This is a genomic window from Candidatus Auribacterota bacterium (assembly GCA_026392035.1).
In the GTDB taxonomy this organism is placed as follows: domain Bacteria; phylum Auribacterota; class Tritonobacteria; order UBA1439; family UBA1439; genus JAPLCX01.
This window is the reverse complement of sequence record JAPLCX010000016.1, coordinates 36,897-57,437: the sequence shown is the minus strand read 5'-3', so window position 1 is coordinate 57,437 and position 20,541 is coordinate 36,897. Positions and strand designations below refer to the sequence as shown.

18 protein-coding genes are annotated in these 20,541 nt (G+C 60.2%); all 18 read right to left on the bottom strand.

Annotated features, from left to right (window positions below; genetic code table 11):
* Nucleotides 1-366: 366 nt before the first annotated feature.
* The 18 genes from NTX71_01755 to mraZ all read right to left on the bottom strand — a co-directional run bounded on the left by NTX71_01755 (nt 367) and on the right by mraZ (nt 20,497).
* Complete coding sequence (locus tag NTX71_01755; GenBank protein MCX6338629.1) at nt 367-681, bottom strand: hypothetical protein; 315 nt, start codon at nt 679-681, stop codon at nt 367-369.
* Between the two features lie 832 nt (nt 682-1,513).
* Nucleotides 1,514-2,680: a cell division protein FtsZ gene (gene ftsZ, locus NTX71_01750; protein MCX6338628.1), complete on the bottom strand. Its 1,167-nt coding sequence runs from the start codon at nt 2,678-2,680 to the stop codon at nt 1,514-1,516.
* A 418-nt stretch (nt 2,681-3,098) separates the two neighbouring features.
* A complete protein-coding gene (ftsA, locus tag NTX71_01745; protein MCX6338627.1) occupies nt 3,099-4,337 on the bottom strand; it encodes a cell division protein FtsA in 1,239 nt (412 codons plus the stop codon).
* 305 nt (nt 4,338-4,642) lie between these two features.
* Complete coding sequence (locus NTX71_01740) at nt 4,643-5,635, bottom strand: FtsQ-type POTRA domain-containing protein (protein ID MCX6338626.1); 993 nt, start codon at nt 5,633-5,635, stop codon at nt 4,643-4,645.
* A 168-nt stretch (nt 5,636-5,803) separates the two neighbouring features.
* A complete protein-coding gene (gene murB / locus NTX71_01735; GenBank protein ID MCX6338625.1) occupies nt 5,804-6,724 on the bottom strand; it encodes a UDP-N-acetylmuramate dehydrogenase in 921 nt (306 codons plus the stop codon).
* Nucleotides 6,725-6,920: 196 nt separating this feature from the next.
* Entirely contained in the window at nt 6,921-8,021 is a 1,101-nt protein-coding gene (gene murG, locus NTX71_01730; protein ID MCX6338624.1) for an undecaprenyldiphospho-muramoylpentapeptide beta-N-acetylglucosaminyltransferase, read from the bottom strand.
* On the bottom strand, nt 8,018-9,163 hold the full coding sequence (gene ftsW / locus NTX71_01725) for a putative lipid II flippase FtsW (GenBank protein ID MCX6338623.1): 1,146 nt from the start codon (nt 9,161-9,163) through the stop codon (nt 8,018-8,020). The genes murG and ftsW overlap by 4 nt, the downstream gene beginning before the upstream one ends.
* Nucleotides 9,164-9,202: 39 nt before the next feature.
* Nucleotides 9,203-10,204 (bottom strand): LysM peptidoglycan-binding domain-containing protein, encoded by a 1,002-nt coding sequence (locus NTX71_01720; GenBank protein MCX6338622.1) that lies wholly within the window; start codon nt 10,202-10,204, stop codon nt 9,203-9,205.
* A gap of 49 nt (nt 10,205-10,253) precedes the next feature.
* Entirely contained in the window at nt 10,254-11,765 is a 1,512-nt protein-coding gene (murD, locus tag NTX71_01715) for a UDP-N-acetylmuramoyl-L-alanine--D-glutamate ligase (GenBank protein ID MCX6338621.1), read from the bottom strand.
* Between the two features lie 31 nt (nt 11,766-11,796).
* Nucleotides 11,797-12,894 carry a phospho-N-acetylmuramoyl-pentapeptide-transferase gene (gene mraY, locus NTX71_01710; protein MCX6338620.1) on the bottom strand — a complete coding sequence of 366 codons (1,098 nt, stop codon included), beginning with the start codon at nt 12,892-12,894 and terminating at the stop codon, nt 11,797-11,799.
* A gap of 20 nt (nt 12,895-12,914) precedes the next feature.
* A complete protein-coding gene (locus NTX71_01705) occupies nt 12,915-14,330 on the bottom strand; it encodes a UDP-N-acetylmuramoyl-tripeptide--D-alanyl-D-alanine ligase (protein MCX6338619.1) in 1,416 nt (471 codons plus the stop codon).
* A gap of 113 nt (nt 14,331-14,443) precedes the next feature.
* The gene (locus NTX71_01700) at nt 14,444-15,895 is read right to left on the bottom strand and encodes a UDP-N-acetylmuramoyl-L-alanyl-D-glutamate--2,6-diaminopimelate ligase (GenBank protein ID MCX6338618.1); all 1,452 of its coding nucleotides are present in this window, start codon (nt 15,893-15,895) and stop codon (nt 14,444-14,446) included.
* A 55-nt stretch (nt 15,896-15,950) separates the two neighbouring features.
* The gene (locus NTX71_01695; GenBank protein MCX6338617.1) at nt 15,951-17,717 is read right to left on the bottom strand and encodes a penicillin-binding protein 2; all 1,767 of its coding nucleotides are present in this window, start codon (nt 17,715-17,717) and stop codon (nt 15,951-15,953) included.
* Between the two features lie 124 nt (nt 17,718-17,841).
* On the bottom strand, nt 17,842-18,261 hold the full coding sequence (locus tag NTX71_01690) for a hypothetical protein (GenBank protein MCX6338616.1): 420 nt from the start codon (nt 18,259-18,261) through the stop codon (nt 17,842-17,844).
* A gap of 37 nt (nt 18,262-18,298) precedes the next feature.
* A complete protein-coding gene (locus NTX71_01685) occupies nt 18,299-18,643 on the bottom strand; it encodes a response regulator (protein MCX6338615.1) in 345 nt (114 codons plus the stop codon).
* Between the two features lie 192 nt (nt 18,644-18,835).
* Nucleotides 18,836-19,762, bottom strand: a complete 927-nt coding sequence (rsmH, locus tag NTX71_01680) for a 16S rRNA (cytosine(1402)-N(4))-methyltransferase RsmH (protein ID MCX6338614.1) — start codon at nt 19,760-19,762, stop codon at nt 18,836-18,838.
* A complete protein-coding gene (locus NTX71_01675) occupies nt 19,762-20,040 on the bottom strand; it encodes a hypothetical protein (GenBank protein MCX6338613.1) in 279 nt (92 codons plus the stop codon). Before NTX71_01675 ends, rsmH begins: the two co-directional genes overlap by 1 nt.
* A gap of 13 nt (nt 20,041-20,053) precedes the next feature.
* Complete coding sequence (mraZ, locus tag NTX71_01670) at nt 20,054-20,497, bottom strand: division/cell wall cluster transcriptional repressor MraZ (GenBank protein MCX6338612.1); 444 nt, start codon at nt 20,495-20,497, stop codon at nt 20,054-20,056.
* Between the last annotated feature and the right edge of the window lie 44 nt (nt 20,498-20,541).

The following is a 20,541-nucleotide window of genomic DNA, read 5'->3' as shown; positions in this document are numbered from 1 at the left end:
CACCCACATCGCGAGCGAATTCCTGTCTATCCCCATGGCAGCTGCTACCGCGGTCACCCGCTCACCCCGGAAAACCCTCGTGATCGCTTCAACTTTTGCCTCTACCCTTATCTTCCTGTATGGCATGGCTTCATCACTCCTTATGACTATCGGGTTAACTCATCAAATATTTAGCCTCCTGATTGCTTAATTAACTGGATAGCAGCAGGAAACGATATTTTAACAACATCATGCAATTTAATAATGTCCGATATTCGATAGTTTCTGAGTAGTCGGTGTCTGTTTCTGCTTGAACTGCAACTTGTTATGATTCTGAGTTAACCCGATAGTCATATTGAAAAATGCTGCACATGTCAAAGAGTATTTTCAATGCCCGCTCATTACTGTCCGGTCCAGCGGTTCGAGTAACTGTATACCATACATATCAACAGCAGATTGGCCGAAATTATTTACTTCAAGGTTGTACGCCTGCTGCACGCAGGTTCCCCGCGTCGCAGGGCTGTTGAGTGTATCCTGATGAGTTGCCCAGACCGTGCCTGAAACCATGATCACGAGAACCAAGAGAGGCAGAAAAAGCAACCTGCATTCACTTTTCATGTTGATCTCGCATATCTCATGGGGCATAATCAGGAATCCAAACGCTCTGCCCGGCCTAACTTTTGAGATAATTTTCCATACCACGCTTGGGCAGCGTGTCTCCTCATTAATACTTATAGGAGCAAGAACGGTGCCAATAGGACACTATCTTTGCTAATTTATTGAGTCAAATCTAACCTGCTGCATCTGAGCAAGATAGCGCTGTCTTGCAAGCTATGCTTGATTTATAGGATATGCTCTTATGGTCATTTTTGATGAGGAGTGACTACTTTGTTCATACCTAAATTGGTAACTTTGTTCCTATCTCTTGGAATATGTCTACTTATACCTTAAACGTCAAGTGTATTCTGAGCTCTGGGGCGTTTATGAATGCGATTATGTTACTCTGACTTGGTCTTAACCAGACTTTCGCAACGGGACCTGAAAATCCGCTATTTTCAGGGGTAGGAATCGCGCAACTGTCTGCACTGCAACAGGCGGATTTTCAAAAGTGCGTGTAGTACAGACCTACCCCTTGTCAAGTATGGAATGGCTGCGGTAGTCTATTGCCATCATGTACCTGAAGTGTCATCGGCGGTTCAAAGACGGGAAGGAACATCGGTACTGGAGCATTGCCGAGAATCGCCGCTGTGCGGGCGGGCGCATAGTGGCTGAACGGGGCTTGGGCGTCAAACCTTTACAAATATACAATATCACTCACACAGAATCGCTTCGACTTCCGCGAAACGACGCCGGAGTACCATTTCTTCCATCGTAAGAACCGACATTAGATCTCGAGGGGAATAAAAAATAAGGGCGGTATGCCGTCTAGAAGGCGAGTATCGTGATCTAGACTAGCCGGTAACCGCCCTTAACTACAGAGAGAAGAGATAAGGGAGAAGGGATAAGCAAAACATATCACCTCTCACCTATTCCCTTATCCCCAATCCCTTACCCCTGTAGTAACCTGCACCCGCTTACGCAGGAAGGTCGGGACATCAAGGTTCTCCCCTTCGACAATCGTCGGCTCCGTGTCCTCGAAATGCTCATAGCTGTTGAAATCCAGGTCAATGAGCGTCTGCTGGGGGACTGGTTCATGCGCCTGCGCCCCGCTCACTGCCGACTGGGCCTCTTCAGCCTTCGCCCGCTCGCCATCGAGACTGGTGGCCAGAACCGTCACGAGCCGCCGCCCGCGGAATTCCGCGTCCACAACGGCCCCGAAGATCACATGCGCGTTCCTGTTCCCGAGCTCGCTGATCTTCTCCGCGGCTTCCTTGACCTCTCTCAGGCCGAGATCGTCTCCTCCCATTATGCTGATTAGAATCCCGCGCGCGCGCGGGAGCGCCTCGAGATCAAAGAGCGGGTTTTCGAGCGCCCTGCGGGCCGCCTCCACGGCGCTGCCCTGACCCGAGCTGGCCGAGAAACCGAGCGCCGCCCTCCCGCCGTTCGCCATGATCGTGCGCACATCGGCGAAATCAAGATTGATCAATCCGGTCTTGTTGATCAGCCTCGCGATGCACTGCACGCCCTCGGACAGAATGTCATTGGTAAACGCGAACGCTTCAGCCAGTGAGAGGTTCATATCGGCGATCTGGAAGAGCTTATCGTTGGCGACAGTGATGATCGTGTCGGCATGATCGTCAACCCTTCGCACCCCTTCGAGCGCCTGCGATTTCCGCTTCTGCCCTTCGAAATCGAACGGCGTGGTGGCGATACACACCGTGAGGATATTCTTCTCCCGCGCAGCCTGCGCCACCACGGGAGCGACCCCCGTTCCCGTGCCCCCTCCGAATCCCGCGACGATGAAAAGGATGTCGCAATCCGCCACCGATTCCTCGATCTCCGCGAGTGAATCCATTGCCGCCTGCCGGCCGACATCGGGATTTCCGCCCGCTCCGAGGCCGTGTGTAATTCTCTCTCCGATACGCATTTTACGCGCGACACTCGAGCGCGCGAGCGCCTGCCTGTCGGTGTTGATGGCGATATAGTCGATATTTTCTATGTTGCTTCTCAGCATCTGATCAAGGGCGTTCGACCCTGCCCCGCCGATGCCGAGCACCCTGATGCGCACCGGCCTGATTGCCTCGGTGTTCTCGGTAATCATGTTCTCCCCCCATTGCGTTGGTATACTGGGCTATTTTTAACTATTTTCGTAACTACTCAGGTAGTCAGAAGCCAGGAGCCAGAATCCAGAATGGATCGCGCATAAGCTTCCAGGAGCTTACTGACCTCTTCGAGTAAGTGCATTAACCCTGAATTCTGGCTCCTGAGCAGTTACCTATTTTCTTTGCAAACCCTCAGTTAGCGGGGGATAACCATATAATCGTCATTCCCGTCCCGCTAAGCGGGAGGAATCCAGCGTTAAAACTTTTTAAAGCTGTACTCCTGCCTGCCTGCGCGAAGCCGCTTCGGCATAGGCAGGCGTTCGCAGGAGTGACAAACCCCCTCATAATTGAGGCATTACTTTTCTTTCAACTTTCAACCTTACACTATCGGCTGTTGTGTTTATCTGTGGTGATGCATTAAAATCTACTCGCGAGCCACTCGCGCGCGCGGTTCACAACCCTCGCGAAGCTGCTCCTGACTTTGAACCTGGAGATTTTTCCCTCCATCCTGCTGCGGTACCCATACTGGGCGAGGCCCGCGCCGGTCGCGTACAGAGGGCTATCGAGCGCCTCCGCGATACCGGAGATCCCCGTGGGCGTGCCCAGGCGCACCGAAAGGTTGAATATCTTTTCGGCCAACTCGACTGTTCCATCCAGGAGGCACGCGCCTCCCGTGAGCACCACTCCCGACCCCAGGAGCCTCCGTACGCCGGAACGGTCCACATGCCTCCTCACCAGAGAGAGGATCTCTCCCATCCGCAGCTCGATGACCCTCGCGAGCTCTCTTTTGCTGTAGCGCGAAGGGAGCCTGTCGGCGCCCGTGGGTATTTCTATCTCTTCCTCGGGATCAACGCGATCTTCCAGCGCGCTCCCGTGCGCCTTTTTGATTTCCTCGGCGAGGGTGATCGGCACTCTCAGGGCGATCGAGACATCATTCGTCACATGATCCCCCCCCACCGCGAGCACATGTGACTGGTTGATGCTGCCCCGATAAAACACCACGAAGTCAGTCGTCCCGCCGCCGATATCAACGAGGAGCGCGCCGGAATTTTTCTCATCCTCGCTCAGCACCGAGATGCTGGATGCGAGCGACTCCAGCACGATGTCCTCCACCTCGAATCCGGCGCGGTTGATGCTTTTGATAATATTCTGCGTCGCGGTGATCGCCCCCGTGATGATGTGCGCCTCAGCCTCCAGTCGAACCCCCGACATCCCCCTGGGTTCCTTGATGCCGCTCTGCCCGTCTATTGTAAATTCCCGGGGGATCGTGTGCAGAATCTCCCGGTCAGCGGGAAGCGAGACGGCCCGCGCGGCGGTGATTGCGCGCTCGACGTCCTTCTCCGTGATTTCACCCCGCTCACCGATCGCGGCGACGCCACGGCTATTGAAACTCCTGATGTGCCCTCCCGTAATCCCGGCGAACACGGAGTGTATCTCGACATTCGCCATCTTCTCCGCATCCTCGATGGATTTGACGATGGACTCCACCGCGCCGTCCATGTCAACCACCACTCCCTTTCGCAGGCCGCGAGAGGGTGCGTGCCCCAGGCCTATGACGCGCACGGACCTGGTCGTCTTGTCGATCTCCGCGACGACCGTGCAGATTTTGGTGGTCCCGACGTCCAGACCTATGATCAAACTCGAACCATTGTTCATATTTTCTCCTCTTATGCAGGTCGGTAATGTCAAAAGATATTGTAAAGCAACCACAGATTTCTCTGATTATTTATGCCTTTTCTGAGTAAATCAGTGGTGATTCATCTGTGGTAACATCCGTATAATTAAGCCGCTGTATGGAAATTCTTTTCTTTCTCCATTTACCACAGATTTATTCACCACAGATTGGCGCAGACTGCTTCCCCCCCCAAAATCTTCACAACTATCTGTGCAATCTGTGGTTGCATTCAGCTCTTTCATAGAACTTTTGACACTACCTGCAGGTCGGCGTGACGCTCAGGCAGCTACTTCCTGGCGATAATTTCCTTTGAGAGCGGCAGTTCGGCCACGTCCTTCCACCGCAGATCAATGTAGCTCGCGGGGCCATCCAGCCCGCGATACGTGCGTTGCTTCAGGATAAACGAGAGGAGCCGGAGCCGCTCCCCCAGATTCTCGTTGCCGAGACGGATCTCCTGAACGACGTTTGACCTCATCACATAGTTATCAGGGTCACTCACATCCACGCTCACCAGCTCCAACTGACGGCACAGCTCCGATTCCCGGCACTGTTCCACGATTCCGAGCGCACGCTTCGCCGTTGCGGAACAGAGCCTGTCGCCCGGGCGTACCCCGGCCAGCTTCAGGCCGATGAGCACGGGCAGTGATTTACTATTCCTCTCCTTCCTCGCGGAAAGGACAACCCCTTCCGCATCCACCACACAACGGCGCATGCCCTCCCCCCCCAAAATCCCCGCGGCAAACCCCGCTTGTCCGGGGCTCGGCCGGGGGGAGCCTGCCGAGGGGCGAAGCCCTGCTTGTCCAGGGAATTGCCGAGGGGGGCTCAGCGAAGGGCAGAAAATTGCCGCGACAGGGAATCGCTCATGCACCCGTATCAGGATCCCTCCGGGCAGCCTGCGGCTCACGATCGCGTCCCTGATATCAGGATGCGCGCAGATGCGCGCGCGGATCTTCTGGAGATCCGCGGAGAACAGGTTGTCTCCAACTTTTATGCCCGCGAGCGTCCTGATGCGTTCCCTGGAGAGGAGTTCCTCGTTGCTCACCTCTATCCACCTGACGGTAAAGCCCGACGGCTTCAGAAACCGCCCGTTGAGGAGTGCCGCCGCGCACACACACACGGCGAGCACCCCCGCGCCCATGAGCGCGAGTTTCACTCTCGCCCGGCCGCCGCTCCCCGCTCCCCGCCTCGGGGATGCCCCGGGCCTGCGGCGCCGGGCGACATCCACATTAAAAATAATTGTGCGGCGCTTCCTCTTCAGCCGCGCGTTCCGTTTCCACATCGTCGCACCATTATGTGATCAACTCTCGCACCTGATCCTTCGACTGAGTTTATACTGAGCCTAGCCGAAGTGCTCAGGACAAGTTTGCTCTGACTCCACATGAATTTCCACCTGTCAGCGTAATCAGGCTAATCAGGTGCTGTTTTATTGAACGTCTAGGCCAGCATACTATGCCGTGCCGTCTTCCCCGACCACAATCACCTCGGGCTCCAGATCAATGCCCCGTTCCTCGCGCGCTTTCCCCCTGATGAGCTCCATGAGCGCGAGCACATCCCGGGCGGTGGCGCCCCCGCTGTTCACGATTACGTTCGCGTGCCGCTCGCTCACGGACGCCCCTCCCGACCGCGCTCCCTTGAGGCCGAGCTGGTCGATCAATTCGCCCGCGGAACACCCCGCCGGGGGATTTTTAAAAACGCAGCCCGCGCTCGGCTCCGCCGGCAGCACGGACGCGCGCGCCCCCCGGTATCGTGAGAACCGCTCCTCAATCTCAGGCCGCTCCCCCTCCCTCAGCGTCAGCTCCACGCTCAGCACGACCCCATCCCTCGCCGCCGCGCACCCCCTGTACGAGAATCCCATCGCGCTCCGCTCGACGCGCCTGGTGCGGCCGCGCCGATCCATCACGCTCGCCGCATCCACCAGCTCGCCGAACGTAACGCCGTGAGCACCCGCATTCATTCTCACGGCTCCACCCACCGTCCCGGGAATCCCCGCAAGACACTCGAGCCCGCTCAGCGAGCGGCTGACCGTTTCGTCAATGAGCGCGGCAAGGGACGCCCCCCCGCCCGCGCGCACACGCTCCCCGCGGAATTCAATTCGGGTAAAATGATCCCCGCAAAGCCTCACCACCACGCCACGCCATCCGCCGTCCCTCACGATGAGGTTCGCGCCCCCGCCCAGCAACAGCAACGGCATCGCTTCACTCCGGCATACACGCAACAGCTTTCTGAGCTCACGATCATCTGCGACTTCCATAACGGCATCTGCAGGGCCTCCGATCCCCATCCACGTGTGTCGAGAGAGCGGCTCGTTGAATCTCACCCTGGGGCCGGCGATCTTCATCAACTCTGCCTTGATCCTTTCCTCGATCATGAGTAATATTACCGATGAGCCGGTGATTCGTTCCTCTTGCGCGGTTAGCTTCGCGACTTACTTTCTGCACCTGATTTCTCCGATTAGCCCTGAACTCTTACTCATCCGACTAATCAGGTTAATCAGGTGCCAATTTTATTGATGTTCCGCGGCAGTTAGTTGCTCGCAGAGCGGGAGACGGGCCACGAGCGGCGGCTCACGGATTGCACACGGTCTCCTCTATCAGATCCGCGAGCCTCTGAGCCGCGCGAGGCGAGGCCAGCGATCTGGCCGCCGCCGACATCTTTTTCATGGCCGCCGCGTCTCTCTTCAGTGACAGTATGATTGCCGCGAGCCCCTCTGCGCTCAGCCCTGACTCGTCCCGGAGGAGCGCCGCCCCGATTCTTTCGAAGAGGCGCCCGTTCGCCGCCTGATGATCCCCCACCGCGCGCGGGTACGGGATCAACACCGAGGGAAGCCCCGACTGGGCGAGCTCCGCCAGTGTCATCGCGCCCGCGCGGCAGACTGCGAGATCCGCTGCCGCATACGCCCACTCCATCTCTCTCAGGTAGGGGACAACCACCGCCCTGAGGCCGACGCGCGCGTACGCCCTGACCACCGAGTCATAGTCTCCTCTCCCGCTCAGGTGGACAACCTGGAGGTCTCCGCCCCTCGCGAGGAGGCCGCTCCCCTCCGCCACCATCCTGTTGATCGCCCGAGCCCCCTGGCTCCCTCCCATCACGAGGACAGTGAACGCGCCGGGATCCACGCCGAGATACCCCCGCGCCTCCTCTCTCGTCACCCCCTGGAGCATCTCCGGCCGCAGGGGGATACCCGTGAGCAGGTACCCCCTCTCCGCCCACTGGTGTTCATCGGAGAGCGGCAGCCCCAGTGCCACTCTGTCCGCGAGCCGCGCCAGCACTCGGTTCGCCCGTCCCATCACCGCGTTCTGTTCGTGGATGATCACCTTCAGCCCGAGCGCCCGCGCCGCGAGCGCGGGTGGAACGGACACGTACGCACCGTAGCCGATGAGCGCCTGCGTTCCCCTTCCTCTCATCAGCGCGCGCGACGTCCTGTATGAACTCAGCATCGTTGCCACCACAGGAACAATCCTCAGGGAGAGCGCTCCCCCGAAGCCACTCGCGGAGACCTCCTCACACGGGAAACCGTACTGCTCAAGAATCTCCCGCTCCCTCCCCCGCCGCGAAACCAGGAACAGCGCCTCAAACAACCGATCGCGCCTGCGCAGCTCATCCGCAGTGCAGAGCGCCGGGTACAGATGCCCCGCGGTCCCCCCCGCGGCGAACGCGATCCTCATATTCTGAACGTCCTGTCGGAATGCGCCTCCAGGTAGTGAGTCGCCATGTCCACTCCCATATGCTTTCCGATATTCATCAGCACGCCGACCGCAAACAGGTTGACAATCATGCTGGAACCGCCGAAGCTGATGAAGGGGAGCGGCAGCCCCTTCGTCGGCAGCGTCCCCGTCACCACGGCGATGTTGATGATCGCCTGGAGGCTGATCACCGAAACGATGCCGAGCGCGAGGAGATGCCCGTAGAAATCGGGGGCCTTCCGGCATATCATCATTCCCAGAATGAGCAGGATGAGAAAAAGAGTGACGATCACTCCCGTGCCGATGAGCCCCAGCTCTTCGCCTATGATTGAGAATATGAAATCCGTATGCGCCGCGGGCAGGTAGTAGAACTTCTGCCGGCTCTGCGCGAGCCCCATGCCGGCGAGGCCGCCGGAACCAAGGGCGATGAAGGACTGAATGATCTGAAACCCCGTCCCTTCGGGATCAGCCCAGGGATTGAGAAACGCGATGATGCGCTTCCTGCGGTAATCCGAGCCGAGCACAAGGGCATAGATCGCCGGCAGCGCGGCGAGGGCGAGCGGCAGCAGGAGGCGGAGGCGCACACCCGCCACGAACAGCATGATGACCACGATCAGGGCCATGAGGACCGTCGTCCCCAGATCGGGTTGCATGATGACAAGGCCGAGTATCAGGAAGGAGAGGACGAGCGGTAGCGCGAGCCCCTTCCGGAATTGTTCGATCTGCCGCTGCTTCCTCGCCATCACATCGGCCATGTAGAGGATGAGCGTGAACTTGGCCATCTCGGAAGGCTGAAAATTGAAATAGCCAAGCCGGATCCACCTGCTCGCGCCCCCGACCGTCCTGCCTATCCCCGGCATGAACACCAGGGCGAGGAGCGCGATGCTTGTGAAGAGGAACGCGAGACTGTATGTGCGCAGGTCGTGGTAGTCGATATTGACCGCGCACGCGAACGCCGCCAGGCCGAGCCCGATCCAGAGCGCCTGCCGCTTGAGAAAATAATAGCTGTCGTTGAACGTATCCTGAGCGAAGAAGGCGCTCGTGGAATAGATCATCACCACCCCTATGCTGAGGAGCAGTACCACCGTCACAAACAGGAGCGTCCGCTGTTGCACCCCACTCACCCCTTCCCCCTCGGACACGCAGTCCGCATCACGCGCTCGTCACTGCGGTATCACAAGCGACTGGCCCGCCCTGACCTTGCCGGGATCTTCGATCCTGTTGACCTCAACCAGCCTCTTCAATGGCACCCTGTACCGCTTCGCGATAGATGAAAGCGTTTCACCCTTCTGAATGACGTGCTTTTTAAAGACGCCGGACACTCCCGTTTTTTCCGCCGGCGCCTTCTCCCCGGCTCTCGGCCTCAGTGCCGCGGCGGGCGTCTTTCCCGCCGGCGCCTTCTCCCCGGCTCTCGGCCTCAGTGCCGCGGCGGACGCCTTTCCCGCCGGCGCCTTCTCCTGGGCTTTCGGCTCAGGTAACGCCACCGGGCCGGGAATCATGAGCACCTGACCGACGCGTATGGCCGAATCCGCCTTCAGGTTGTTCGCCCCCGCGAGGTCTGCCACAGAAACGCCGTACCGCTGGCTCAATTTCCAGAGACTCTCGCCGGGTGCAACCTTATGTGTCCCTCCCGCATCCTTCTGAACCCCTGCCGCCGGCGCCGGTATCGCCGCGGCGGCAGGCCGTTTGACCTCAGGCACGATTGGCCCTTTCTCCTTCGGTTCACCCGCGGCCAAGAGTTCCTTCTCCTTCCGCTCGACCGCAGCCGCTATTTTCACCTCTTTCTGTTCAGCGGCGGCTGTTACCGCCTCCTCCTTTTGCGCGGCGGCGCCCGCTATGATCGTTTCCTTCTGCTCAGCAGTGGCCGCACCCTTCTCTTTCCCCAGGCCGGCCCCCGCCTGCGGAGCCGATGGGAGCGCTGTTTCTGCCTTCGGAGAGATCGCCTCGGGTTCACGTGCTACCAGCAGGTCAGTTTCTTCGACCATCCCCTTGGGCTCGACGATCGATTCCGGCATGGCCTCCGGCGCGCGGATCTCCTGCACGGGAGCTGCGGTGGTGAGCTTGGGAACCTTTTTCCCCTTGACGCACCCCCCGAAGAGCACGGCCAGGATCAGCACGCTGACATGCGCGCCCACTACCACAATCACTAAATTACGCCCGCTCATAACAACCTCCTTGGTTGAATGACAAATGACAAAATCCAAATGACAAAACTCAGCCGACTCCCATTATTTGATTTTTCCTTTTGCCACCATTAGGTTTTGTCATTTGTGCTTTGTCATCTGTCATTAGCTTCACAACGCTTTTTTTAAACTCCTCACCCCTCTCCTCGAAACTTTTGTACATGTCATAACTGGAGCAGGCGGGCGAAAGAAGGATGGTGTCGCCGGGCGCCGCGCGCTCCGCCGCTGCCCGCACCGCCTCGGGCATGCTCTCCGCACCACACGTTTCGGCCGCACCATCGAGGTTACGCCTCATTTTCCCCCGGGCTTCGCCGATCAGTACGATGACCTTAACCCTCTTCGAGATCTCCCCCCTGAGGACTGAATAGTCAAACCCCTTGTCCCTCCCCCCGGCGATGAGGATCACAGGCCCGGCCACGGCCTGGAGTGCGCGGATCACCGCGTCCGGGTTGGTCGCTTTTGAATCATTGATAAACCTCACGCCGTTCCACGTCCCGACCGGTTCCATCCGGTGCGGGAGGCCGCTGAAACTCCTCAGCACCTCTCCCACCGCTTCAGGTCCCACACCGCAGACCGTCGCCGCGGCGGCTACCGCGAGCGCATTCTCGACATTGTGGCCACCCGTGAGCCGCACCTCATCGCGAGGGCACACCGTCTCAATCTCCCCCCGCCATTTGACCACGAGCGATCCTTCCCGCACGCACGCCCCCCCGTCCACGTCACCCTCGGCGCTGAACTCAAGGACCGGCTGATTCCTGAGCGCGCCCAACCGCTCCAAGCCAGCCCGCTCCCGGGCGTTCACGATCGCCCAGTCGCCGCCATCCTGATTCCGAAAGATCATCGCCTTGGCTTTCCTGTAGTCCTCAATCCCCCGATAGCGGTCGAGGTGATCATCCGCCACGTTGAGCACCACCGCAATCCAAGGCTTGAAGCGACTTACCCCATCGAGCTGGAAGGAGCTCACCTCGAGCACTACAATCTCCGGCTCGCGGCCCTCTCCGACCACGTCGGAGAAAGGCCTCCCGATGTTCCCGCAGGCAACGGCGTCGCGGCCTGCTCTCACCAGCACGCGCTCCATCAATGCCACGGTCGTGGTCTTCCCGTTCGTTCCGGTTACGGCCACGATCGGACGGGAGCAAAAGCGATACGCGAGTTCGATCTCCGACAGCACCGGGACGCCGCGGAGGGCCATCTCCCTCACGAACGGGAGAGACGGGTCAATCCCCGGGCTGATGACAACCATCTCAGCCCCGCGCGCGAAGCGCTCCGTGTGGCGGCCGAGCTCAATTCGGCATCCCACGGCCTCGAGCCGGGAGGCGCGCCGCCTGGCGTCATCTGCTTCGCTGAGGTCACTGCAGCTCACGACCGCCCCCTCGCGCACAAGGAGTTTCGCGGCAGCCGTTCCGCTCGCCCCGATGCCGAGCACCAGCACCTTCTTGCCCCGCACGCCTGTGTCCGTCGTTCGTCGTTCGTCGTTCGTCTCACGTCCATCCCCACCACTGGTCCTTCGTCGTTCGTCTCTCGTATCTCGTCTTTCGCACATCGCGAACGAAGTACGAACGACGACGTACGAACTACTGTAATTTCAGCGCGCCCAGGCCGACCAGCGCGAATATGAGCGCGATGATCCAGAACCTCACCGTCACCTTTGTCTCCGACCAGCCCTTCATCTCGAAGTGGTGGTGCAGGGGCGCCATCAGAAATATCCTCCGGCCCGTGAGCTTGAAGGAGGCCACCTGCATGATCACGGAGAGCGCCTCCATGACAAATATCCCACCCACCAGCAATAGCGCGATCTCCTTTTTGATGAGAATCGCCACCAGCCCCACGGCCCCCCCGAGCGCAAGCGAACCGGTGTCGCCCATGAATATGTCAGCGGGGTGCGCGTTATACCAGAGGAAGCCAAGGCCCGCTCCCGCGATGGACGCGCAGCACACCGCGAGCTCCCCGCTGTGCGGGATGTAGCGGACCCCCAGGTAGCGCGCGAACACCGCATGGCCGCTCACGTAGCTCAGCACCGAGTACACAAGCGCAGCGATGACGACGCATCCGATCGCCAGCCCGTCAAGCCCGTCCGTGAGATTCACGGCGTTCGAGCTCCCCACGATCACAAGGACGGCGAACATAATGTAGAAGAGGCCGAGATTGGCGGCGAGCGGGTGCTTGTAGAAGGGGACACTCACCTCGCCGGCGTACCGCGCGGTCGCAGGATGGGCGAGCAGATAGGCGCCGATGAACAGACCGAGGATAACTTGCCCCGTGAATTTCACCTTCGCCCTCATCCCGTGGACGTCTTTCCTCCTCACCTTCAGATAGTCGTCTATAAAGCCGAGGGTGCCGAGCCAGACAAGAGCGAACAGAACCAGTAGCACGAAGCGGTTAAGGACATCCGCCCACAGGAGGGAGGAGACGAGTACCGCGAGAATGATGAGCACCCCCCCCATCGTCGGGGTCCCCTCCTTGCTCTTGTGCTGGCTGTAGAGGGGGAACCAGTCGCGCCGCACGCGCTGGCCCAGCTCAAGTTCGTGCATCTTCCGGATCACCCAGGGGCCGAGGGCGATGCTCAGGATCATGGCGGTCACCGCTGCGGCGGCCGCGCGGAACGTGATATACCTGAACACGTTGAATCCGAAGAAATATTCCCTCAGCGGGTACAGCAGGTAGTACAGCATCGCCCCCTCTTCATCGTTGTTTAACCTCCTTTGTAAAAACCCCATTCGTCGAGTATCTTCTCCAGTCCGATACGCCGCGACGCCTTCAGCAACACGCAGTCACCCTCTCCGGCGCGCTCCCCGAGCACCGACGCCGCCTCCCGCACGCACGGGCATGAGACCGCGTTGCCCGCGGGCATGCCGGCCTGTCTGGCGGCTTCCGCCGCGAGGGCGCTCTGCTCGCCCACCGCAATCAGCAGATCCACGCCGCGTTCCGCGGCGAGGCGTCCGATCTCCCGGTGGGCCGCTTCCGCCGCCGCGCCCAGTTCGAGCATGTCGCCCATCACCAGGATCCTCTTGCCGCTCACCGCCATTCCCCTGAGCGTCTCCAGCGCCGCGCACATCGAGGCGGGGTTTGCGTTGTAGGCGTCGTTGATCACGGTGATCCCATCCCTGTCTAACATCTCCATGCGCATCGGCGGCAGGCGCACGGTGCCCAGGCGCTCGGCAATCTCCTCAGGTTTTATCCCCAGCTCCTCGCACGCAGCCGCGGCGGCGAGGGCGTTATAGACGTTATGAACCCCGGCGACAGGGATGGTGACCGCCACCGCGCGGCCCGCCTGCATGAACCTCATCGAAAAGCGCACCCTCCCTCGCTCAGCCCTCATGGACTCTCCTCGGACATCGGCCCCCGGACCCACGCCGAATGTCTTCACCTTGAAACCCAACCCTTCCCCCATTCGTGAAACATACTGATCATCGCAATTGAGCACCGCGACACCACCACCCCCCGCCGGCATCGCATCGAGGAGTTCTGCCTTTGATGCCGCAACCTCCTCAATCGTCCCGAGAAACTGGAGGTGGGCAGGGCCCACATTCGTGATCACGCCGATGCCGGGCCCCGCGAGCCCGGCGAGCCTGCCGATCTCCCCGCGGGCGTTCATCCCTATCTCCAGCACCGCGAGCGAGTGGTTCCGCTCGAGCCGCAGGAGCGTGAGCGGAACGCCCACGTCGTTATTGAACGTTCCCTCGCTGCCGAGCACCGAGAAACGGCCGGAAGAAATCGCGACCACCATCTCCTTCGTCGTCGTTTTCCCGTTGCTCCCCGTGATGGCAATGAGCGGTATCCGAAACCGTTCCCGATAGCGCTTCGCGAGCGCCTGCAGCCCCGCGAGGGTGTCGCGCACCCTGATGAGCACCGCGCCCCTCGTCGACCACCTCTTCACGTCGGCATCAGATACCGCGCGAGCGAACATGCTGCCGGCGCAGCCTCGTTCCAGCGCCTCATCCAGATAATCGTGACCGTCGAAAATTTTCCCTTTAAGCGGCACGAAGAAATCACCGCGCTTCAGCTTTCTGGTATCGGTGGCTATGGAACGGATACTGCCTCTCCTGTCCCCCGCAACAAGCTCGCCGGAAGTTGCCTCCAGCGCTTCGTCAATACCGATCGGTTCCATTCCCCTGCCCGCGAGCCGTCCCCCGTGTCCCGCAGTGCCCCTTGAAACGTAAGGGATTAATTACATCGTTCAACGTTTACCACAGATACACACAGATGAACACAGATCCCAGATCATCCCTGCCCAGCCAATTCCGTGATCACATCCCAATCGCTGAAAGGCACCACCGTGCTCTCGAACTCCTGCGTGCGTTCATGCCCCTTCCCCGCCACCACGACAATATCGCCCTCCCGGGACTCAGCGAGCGCCGCGGCTATGGCCTCGCGCCTGTCCGGAATTTGGACGCAGCGTTTCCCGGTCCCGCTGAACCCCCTCGAGATCTCCGCAATGATTTCCAATGGGTTCTCCCGGCGCGGGTTGTCCGTGGTCACTATCGACAGGTCGGCCAATCGGGCCGCCGTGCGTCCCATGGGGAGCCTCTTGCTCTTGTCCCTGTCGCCGCCGCAGCCGAACACAAGGATGATCCTCCCGCGGGCCCCCTCGCGCACGGCGAGGAGGGCGCTCTCGAGCGCTTCCTCGGTATGCGCGTAATCGATGAATACCCTGTACGGCCTCGCGCATGGTACCTCCTCCAGTCTTCCCCGCGCGGGTTTCGCCCCCGACAGGGCGGAGATAATCGCCTCGGGAGCGATGCCTACCGAGAGGGCCGCGCCAACTGCGGCGAGCGCGTTGTACACGTTGTGCCTGCCGAGCAGCGGGAGCGTGACGCTCAACCGCTGGTGCTCCGCCTCGATGTCTAACCGGCTGCCACCCGGGCCCGACTCGATGGAGAGCGCCCGCACCATCGCGCGCTCACCCATGCCGTACGTGAGGATCGGAGCGGCGATCGCCGCAGCGAGCTTCCGCCCCCATGGATCATCGCTATTCACCACCGCCCGCTTCAGGCCCGGAGTCGTGAAGAGGGGCGCCTTCGCGTTGAAGTACTCCTCAATGCTGCCGTGAAAATCGAGGTGGTCACTGCCGAGATTCGTAAACACCGCGACGTCGAAAGCGACGCCCCCCACCCTCTGCTGCTCCAGGGCGTGCGATGAAACCTCCATGACAAGGCAATCGCATCCCTCCCTCACCGCGTCTCGTATCATCGCCTGGAGATATGGAGCCTCCGGCGTGGTGCGCGCAGCCGGTATCGAACGCCCGCCGATGAGGTATTCGATTGTCCCGAGGAGGGCGGGCCTTCTTCCCGCCTCCTTCAGCATCGCCCGGAGAAGGTAGCAGACGGTCGTCTTGCCATTGGTCCCCGTCACACCGATGATCTCGATCTCCTTCGACGGGCTGCCGTAGAAGCAGTCTGCCACCCGCGCGAGCGCAGACCGGCTGTCCTCGACCCTGAGGGAGGTTGCCCGGTTTGAAGTGGCAACGTCTCTCTGGGACAGGATGGCAACCGCTCCCCTCTCGATGGCCTCGGTCACAAAATCATGTCCATCGGCTCTTCCCCCCGGGAGCGCGGCAAAGAGATAGCCAGGCCTCACCATGCGCGAATCAAAGGTGATGCCGGTCACCTCGATATCGCGTCGGCCGGTGACCGTGCAGGGCCCCAGTTCGGGGAGAAGCTCATTCAGTTTCATTGCGCTATCCAATCATCATCCCCTCAGTTCAAACAATCCACCCCGACGAGTAGGCTCAATCGGCGTACTCAGGAGCGGCGCCCTTCGAGAGGCGCGCCGCCGGAGCGTCCCACACCACCTTGACCCCCCCGTCGCCCTTCTCCGGCGGGATCGCGAGATATTTCAACACCCTCTTCGCAACCTCCCTGAATACGGGCGCGGCCACCGTTCCGCCGTAGTAGAGGGGTCTGGGCTCATCGAGGGCGACCAGGATCAATGCCGCGGGATCTTTTGACGGGGCGAACCCCACGAACGACCCCACGAATCTGGAGTGCGAGTAGCGGCCATCCGGATCAACCTTCTGTGACGTGCCCGTCTTTCCCGCCACGGTGTACTCCTCAAGTGCCGCGCGGGGCGCCGTTCCCTCGCGGCTCGGGACGCCCTCCATGGCGCTCACCAGGGCTGCCGCCGTCGCCTCGCTCACGACCCTCCCCCTCACCTCGGGCGAATAGGACTTGACGACCCTGCCCGAACTGTCTTTCACCGTTTCAATAATGTACGGTCTCATCGCGACGCCCCCGTTTGCGAGCGCCGCCACCGCCATGGCCATCTGGAGCGGCGTGACGCCCAGCTCCTGTCCCATGGGGACGGCGGCGATGGACAGGCCCGACCACCGGCTGAGCGGGTGCAGCATACCGCCCACCTCGCCCGGCAACCCTATGCCCGTGGGGGAGCCGAATCCGAACCGATGGATGCCGCGATAGAGCCCCTCCTCGCCGAGCCTCATCGCGACCTTCACGGCTCCGATATTGCTCGACTTCCGGATCACCTCCACCGTGCTGAGATTCCCATAGGGATGCACATCGTGCAGGGTGTGCCTGCCGACGCGGAAGGCCCCATTCTCACAGAAGAGGACATCGCTCATCGTGATGCATCCCCTGTCCAGCGCAGCGGCCACGGTGACGACCTTGAACGTCGACCCGGGTTCATACACGTCAGTGATGCACCGGTTGCGCCGGTACTCCGCAGGGAAATCCGATGGGGAGTTGGGGTCGTATGCGGGCCAGTTGGCGAGCGCGAGCACCGCTCCCGTTTTCGGATTCAGCACGATGAGGCACCCCGCCGCCGCGTTGAACTGGCGGCATCCCTTTTCGAGTTCGCTCTCCGCGATGTACTGGATGACCGCATCCATGGTGAGCGAGAGGTCGTAACCGTCAAGGGGAGGGATATCCTGGCTCCGGAGGGTCATAATCTCACGGCCCTTGCGGTCTCTGTGGGAAGCCATCCAACCCGATTGCCCGCGCAGGTACTGGTCCTCCTGGAGCTCGATCCCCTCCAGGCCGCGGTTGTCGATATCAACAAAACCGAGCACATGGCTGAGGAGGCCCCCCTGGGGATACACCCTCTTCACCTCTTCGCGGAAGCCGACGCCCCCGATCTGCAGGCGCTCGATCCGGTCCGCCAGATTGCGGTCGAGCTTCCTGGCCAGCCACACGAATTTTTTCTTCTTGTTCAATTTTTCCAGGAGCTGCTCGTACGGGAGGGAGAGGCAGCGCGCGAGGGAGCGCGCAGCCCCTTCCGTCGACGCGAATTTGTCGGGTTCGGCGTAGGCCGACTTCACGCGCATGCTCATGGCCAGCGGCCTTCCCTCGCGATCGTAGATATTCCCCCTGCGGGGATCTATCTTCACATTGAGACGGTGGAGACTGAGCCCCCTGTTGAGGAGTGCTTCGTGGTTGACAATCTGGAGGAGGAAGAGTCTGTAGTAGAGGCAGGAGAAGCAGAGGAGAAAAAATAAATAGACAGAAAACGACTTAAGCCTGTACTTCTTGCCAGTCAACATTATACTCGCCTTTTATACACCCGCCGCACTGAGCGGCGTTGAGCACGTGAGCACGAATTATGGGAGGCCACGATACACGTGCGCGTTGGCCCATGCCGCGCCGGGCGCGGCACCCGTGCCACATTTACATATTGTCATGTCCGGCTCCGCCCCCGCCGCTCCTGTAACTCAAAAGAGTATCGGTGCCCCCTTCGCTCCCCGATTTCTCCTTATCCCGTTCATTCGCGTGGCGGTAATAGCGGAGCCGGACAATATCCTTCGCCTGAGGGAACACGAGGCCCAGATTGTTTTGGGCGAGCACGTGTTCGATACGCTGCGGATTCTTGAGCCGCTCGTTCTCCAGCTTCAGCGTCTCATTGGTTTTCTGCCACTCTGCGACTTCTCTTTCGATTCTCTTTATCGTGTACCCGGTGCGCACCAGCTGCACGTGCTGCCACACATACAGGAGCGACAGGGAGACGGCCATCGCCGCCAGGAGGACCCACTTCCCCGTCAGCGCAGCCATGGAGAGCCCCTCATCGCATTTCCTGTTTCTCTTGGGCACCGCGTTCTCCTGTTCGTCAGCTTAATAGATTCCCACGCTACACACACTGCAGCGCCGAGTGCAGGGTATCGACCAGGAATGGTTTCGAGAGAAATGAGCTCGCTCCATTCTGGAGCGCCGCCGAGGAGTGCTCCTCGCCCGCTCCCGACATCACGATCACCGCGGTTCGTGGCGCGCGCTTTTTGATTTCTTCGAGCAGGCTCAGGCCGTCCATGCGCGGCATCTGCACATCGGTGATCACGCAATCGTACTGTCTGCGCACCGCTTTCGACAGCGCCTTCTCACCGTCCTCGGCCTCTTCGGTGATGTAGCGCCCCTGGAGGCACAGGCTGATAAACCTCCTCACGATAGGTTCGTCATCCACGATCAGAACTCGTTTCATCGTCCCTCCGTCGACGCGCCGTACACCGAGGGGCAAGGCCAGGGAATGCAGAGCCTCTAGGGTTGGAGGTGCATCATTGACGAGTTGCCACGCGCAACTCAGATCACTTTTCAATGATCGCTTATAAAGACGTACCTGCCATTCCCTGACCTATCCCCCTTGTTTTGTTTATGTTGCTTTTACCATTTTTTACTATATTTTCTCTGCCGCGCGCAGCCGCGCGCTTCGCGCGCGCGGATTATTTATAACCTCCCCCGGAGAGGGCCGCACCGGCTTCTTCGTGATTATCTTCAGCCGCGGGGTTCTCCCGCAGATGCACACCGGAAACTCCGGAGGACACACACATCCCCGCGCCCCCTGCGCAAACTCCTCCTTCACGATCCTGTCTTCAAGCGAGTGGAAGCTGATCACAACGATCCGCGCCCCTCTCCGCGCGACGTTGATCGCCTGCGGTATCGCGAGCCTGAGGTTCCCGAGCTCATCGTTCACGGCGATCCGGAGGGCCTGAAAAACCCTCGTCGCAGGATTGATCCTGCTCCGCCTCCCCTCGCGCGCATAGACACGCGCGACGAGTTCGGCGAGTTCGACCGTCCCCTCCGGGCATCCCCTCCTGGCAATCTCACGCGCAATCGGGCGGGCGAGCCCTTCCTCCCCGTACTCCGTGAGCACCCGCTCCAACTCGCGCGGACCGCACCGCGAGAGGAGCATCCTCACCGTCTCCGTCCTCCGGCTGTCCATCCGCATGTCCAGCGGCGCGGGTACTGAAAAGCTGAACCCGCGCCCCTCGGATTCCAACTGCAGGCTCGACATCCCTAGATCAAAGAGCAGCGCCTCAACCTCATGAATCCCTTCTTCCCCAAGAACCTTTTCCAGCTCGCTGAAGTTCCGGCGATGGAGCCTCACATCCCACTCCGGCCGCTTCAGCTTCCCCCTGGCAACCGCGAGCGCCTCGCCATCCCAATCCAAGCCGATCAGAACTCCACCAGGGCCTATGCGCTCCGCGATCGCCGCAGCGTGACCCCCGCAACCTACCGTGGCATCTACCACGCGCATGCCCGGTTGAAGCCTGAGGAACTCGAGCGCCTCCCCACGCATCACGGGCGTATGGCCATTGTTCATCAGGACATTGGCCGTGTATAAAATCGGTAATTCTTCCGCTGCCTTCGGCCCACATCGATGCTCCCGCTCGCCGCCATCATTGTAGCGAGCGCGCCCTGTTCCCTTTGGCCACCGTGTGGTACGCTCTTCGCCCCGACCGCCGCGAGCACTGACGCGATCCGTGGATACCTGAGCAGGATTCTCTCCGCGAGCGGCCTCTGAATTCTCCTGGGAATTATCGGTTCATCACTTTCGAACTTGAGCTTCCCCACTCCATCCTGCGCGGACGACTCGTGCATGGATTTCCCCTCCTCACAAACCCACTCCGATGAGCTCTTCCGCAAGCCCCTCGTAATTGCTCCCCCGCTCCAGCTCAAACGTGCGCCAACTCTCCTCGTCCCATATTTCAAATCTGTTCAGCACGCCGATCACCATGACATCCTTCTTTATCCCCGCCCACTTGAGCAAACTCTGCGGCAGCATGATCCTCCCCTGACGGTCGCATTCCACCTCGCACGCGCCCGAGAGAAACAGACGCATGAAGTCCCTCGCCTTCTCCTTCGTGAATGGCTGCTCTTTGAGCTTGTTGATAATAAGGTTCCAGTCGGTTGGCGTAAAAACAAAAAGGCAGTGCTCAAAACCTATTGTCACAAAAAATTTATCAATGTAATTTTCGCGCAGGGCATCCCTGAATTTAGCGGGGATGATCAGTCTCCCCTTGCCATCTACTGCGTGTCTGAATTGGCCGTAGAACATATGTCTTGACACCTAGTATAAAAGACCGCTTCCACCACTATACA

What these genes read in the sequence shown, in the direction of transcription:
- rsmH (MCX6338614.1), bottom strand. Translation starts at nt 19,762, where the DNA reads ATGAACAATGGCCATACGCCCGTGATGCGTGGGGAGGCGCTCGAGTTC.
- NTX71_01685 (MCX6338615.1), bottom strand. Translation starts at nt 18,643, where the DNA reads ATGAAACGAGTTCTGATCGTGGATGACGAACCTATCGTGAGGAGGTTT.
- NTX71_01695 (MCX6338617.1), bottom strand. Translation starts at nt 17,717, where the DNA reads ATGTTGACTGGCAAGAAGTACAGGCTTAAGTCGTTTTCTGTCTATTTA.
- mraY (MCX6338620.1), bottom strand. Translation starts at nt 12,894, where the DNA reads ATGCTGTACTACCTGCTGTACCCGCTGAGGGAATATTTCTTCGGATTC.
- murB (MCX6338625.1), bottom strand. Translation starts at nt 6,724, where the DNA reads ATGATCGAGGAAAGGATCAAGGCAGAGTTGATGAAGATCGCCGGCCCC.
- NTX71_01675 (MCX6338613.1), bottom strand. Translation starts at nt 20,040, where the DNA reads ATGCACGAGTCGTCCGCGCAGGATGGAGTGGGGAAGCTCAAGTTCGAA.
- NTX71_01705 (MCX6338619.1), bottom strand. Translation starts at nt 14,330, where the DNA reads ATGGAACCGATCGGTATTGACGAAGCGCTGGAGGCAACTTCCGGCGAG.
- ftsZ (MCX6338628.1), bottom strand. Translation starts at nt 2,680, where the DNA reads ATGATTACCGAGAACACCGAGGCAATCAGGCCGGTGCGCATCAGGGTG.
- murD (MCX6338621.1), bottom strand. Translation starts at nt 11,765, where the DNA reads ATGTGCGAAAGACGAGATACGAGAGACGAACGACGAAGGACCAGTGGT.
- mraZ (MCX6338612.1), bottom strand. Translation starts at nt 20,497, where the DNA reads ATGTTCTACGGCCAATTCAGACACGCAGTAGATGGCAAGGGGAGACTG.
- murG (MCX6338624.1), bottom strand. Translation starts at nt 8,021, where the DNA reads ATGAGGATCGCGTTCGCCGCGGGGGGGACCGCGGGGCATCTGTACCCG.
- NTX71_01720 (MCX6338622.1), bottom strand. Translation starts at nt 10,204, where the DNA reads ATGAGCGGGCGTAATTTAGTGATTGTGGTAGTGGGCGCGCATGTCAGC.
- ftsA (MCX6338627.1), bottom strand. Translation starts at nt 4,337, where the DNA reads ATGAACAATGGTTCGAGTTTGATCATAGGTCTGGACGTCGGGACCACC.
- NTX71_01700 (MCX6338618.1), bottom strand. Translation starts at nt 15,895, where the DNA reads ATGAAACTGAATGAGCTTCTCCCCGAACTGGGGCCCTGCACGGTCACC.
- NTX71_01740 (MCX6338626.1), bottom strand. Translation starts at nt 5,635, where the DNA reads ATGTGGAAACGGAACGCGCGGCTGAAGAGGAAGCGCCGCACAATTATT.